This window comes from Nocardia lijiangensis NBRC 108240 (assembly GCF_001613045.1).
Lineage (GTDB): Bacteria > Actinomycetota > Actinomycetes > Mycobacteriales > Mycobacteriaceae > Nocardia > Nocardia lijiangensis.
Map to the genome: position 1 here is coordinate 1 of NZ_BDBP01000205.1, position 2425 is coordinate 2425.

The 2425-nt window shown below is 71.2% G+C and carries 2 protein-coding genes and 1 pseudogene; 1 reads left to right on the forward strand and 2 read right to left on the reverse strand.

Going from position 1 to position 2425, the window contains the following annotated elements:
• On the forward strand, nt 1–1030 hold a 1030-nt coding region (locus NL1_RS35890), incomplete at its 5' end, for a molybdopterin-dependent oxidoreductase (RefSeq protein ID WP_067849392.1).
• A 309-nt stretch (nt 1031–1339) separates the two neighbouring features.
• Here the strand turns inward: NL1_RS35890 and NL1_RS35895 are convergent.
• Both NL1_RS35895 and NL1_RS38450 read right to left on the reverse strand, forming a co-directional pair.
• A complete protein-coding gene (locus tag NL1_RS35895; RefSeq protein WP_067849395.1) occupies nt 1340–2158 on the reverse strand; it encodes a MerR family transcriptional regulator in 819 nt (272 codons plus the stop codon).
• 59 nt (nt 2159–2217) lie between these two features.
• A pseudogene (locus tag NL1_RS38450) lies at nt 2218–2425 on the reverse strand (TPM domain-containing protein); the annotation flags it as partial.

Consider the following 2425-nt stretch of genomic DNA (forward strand, 5'->3'; position numbering starts at 1 on the left):
CGGCACGCTGGCATGGACGGCGACCGGCGCGGGATTGCTCGCCGCGGCGCGGACCCTGCATCGTGATCACGATCGCGTGCGGGACAGCGCGATTCGGCGCGTCGGCCCGCTCGGCGGCATCGGCTTGGTGCCGGACGACGGCCTCGACGAGCCCGGCCTCTCCCCGCTGATCACCACGGCGGGCCGGTTCTACGTCGCCGATGTGAACCTGCGCCCGCCGCGCATCGATCCGGACCGCTGGCGGCTGGCGGTCACCGGCATGGTCGCCCACCCGCTGCGGCTTTCGCTGGCCGAATTGGCCGCCGACGCAGTGGAATTCGACGCCGTCATGGTCTGCGTGCACAATCGCGCGGGCCAGGGCAGGGCGGGCAACGCGCGCTGGTTCGGGGTGCCGCTGGCCGACCTGCTGAAGCACGCCATCCCGGAGTCCGGCGCCACCCGGCTGGTCACCCGCGCCGTGGACGGCTACACCATCTCGCTGCCCGCCGAGCCGCTGCGCACCGGCGAACTGCCCGGCTACCTGGTGATCGGCATGAACGGCGCACCGCTGCCGCCCGAGCACGGCTTCCCGGCCCGCGTCTTCGTCCCCGGTCTGTACGGTCAGTACACCGGCGCGAAATGGCTGTCCGAACTGCAACTCACCGACGACAGCCACACCGACTACTGGGTGAAACGCGGTTGGCCGACGGATCTGCTCTGGGTCGAGCCGCACGCCCGTATCGACACCACCGCCCCGGGCCGCACGGTCGCGGGCACGCTCACCGTCGCCGGCGTCGCCTGGGCACCGCCGCACGGCGTGGCGGAGGTGGAGCTCAGCGTCGACGAAGGCGCTTGGCGCCCGGTCGATCTGGGCACCGAACTGGCGCCCGCCGCCTGGCGTCGCTGGCGCACCACCCTCGAGCTCCCGCCGGGCGCGCACACCCTCCGCGCCCGCGCGATCAGCCGCTCCGGACAGGTCCAGGAAAGCGCCACCCGCGCGCCGTTCCCCGCGGGACCCACCGGAATCCACGCTGTCACCGTGCAGGTCTGAGCAGGCGGCGCACCGGGCGTTCCTCGACATCATCGTCACCGTGGAGCTGACCGCGCTCGAGCTGCCCTGCTTCGCAGGGCATGCCGACGCCGCTCGACTCGAACGACCGGCGAGTAGTGCAGAACAACAGCGAGGGATGGTGTTCATCCCGGTTGCGGTGTCCGGCGGCGCCTGCAACGGCCCGCGAGCGAGGATCACGGCGCGCGACGAGTCGATAGCCCCCTGGATAGGTTGCTCCTTCGCCGCGCGCCGTCGAGCCGCACTTGGTGAGGCGCGAGAATGCCTGTGCCGCAGCGACTCCGGACCCGCTCACTGGCGCGCGATCGGCTCCTGCAGCTCCGTGACCCATCCGCTCGGGTCCTCGGTGAACTCCAGGGTGACCTCGCGCGACGGGCCGTGGGAACGGTAGCCGTTGGCATCGATCCATTGTCCGAGCGCCTGCCACGGTTCCAGCACTTCGTTCATGTTGCCGCGGTGCACCACGGTGGCCGCCTGATCGACGGCAGGCAGATCGATGATCGAGAAGTCCTGCCCCGCTCGGGGTTCCGCGGTGACCGGCAGCGCGGCGTGCACCAAGACCGACCCGTCGGCGCGCTCGTCGTAGTAGGCGATGGCGGGCCCGGCGGGCGTGATGCCCGCGCGCTCCAACCGATCACACAGCTCGTCGAACAGTGAACCCACCACGGGCTCGATCGACTGTGGTTCGAAATCTCCTGCTTCGCCGGTCAATTCGGCGACGCGGACGGCGGGAACGGATTTGACGATCACATCGTGCACGGGCATGACGCCCTCCTTCTCGATGACGCGGAGTCTCGTCTCGACCTGGGCGAGCCGGTCCCGGTCCGCCGCGATGCGCTGTTCCAGTTCCGCGCGGCGCAGGGTGAGCATGCCGCGCAGTTCCGCCCCGCTCACGTCCTCGTCGAGGATCCGGCGCACCTGTTCCAGCGTGAAGCCGAGTTCCTTCAGCGCGATGATCCGGTTGAGCCGGGCGAGCTGGCCCGCCGCGTAGAACCGATAGCCCGTGGCGGGGTCGACCACGTCGGGCCGCAGCAGCCCGATGCCGTCGTAGTGGCGCAGCATGCGCACCGACACCCGTCCGTGTCTGGCGAAATCTCCGATACCGAACATGACATCTCCGGTTTACGACCTCACACCGTGTCAGGGTCAAGCGGCGCGCGGACTCGGCATCAGAACCGCCCGCCCCTGCTGACCCGTCGCGACCCGCTGGAACCACCGTAGGAGCCGGGCCGGTATCCGCCGCCGGAGCCGTGCCGCATCGCCGCGCCGCGTAGCAGGCCCTCCAGCAGGATGCCGCCGAGCACCGCGCCCGCCTGCGCACCGCCCGAGGGCGGCCTGCTCGCCTCCCACGCCCGCACGCCGGCCTGGGCCTCCTGC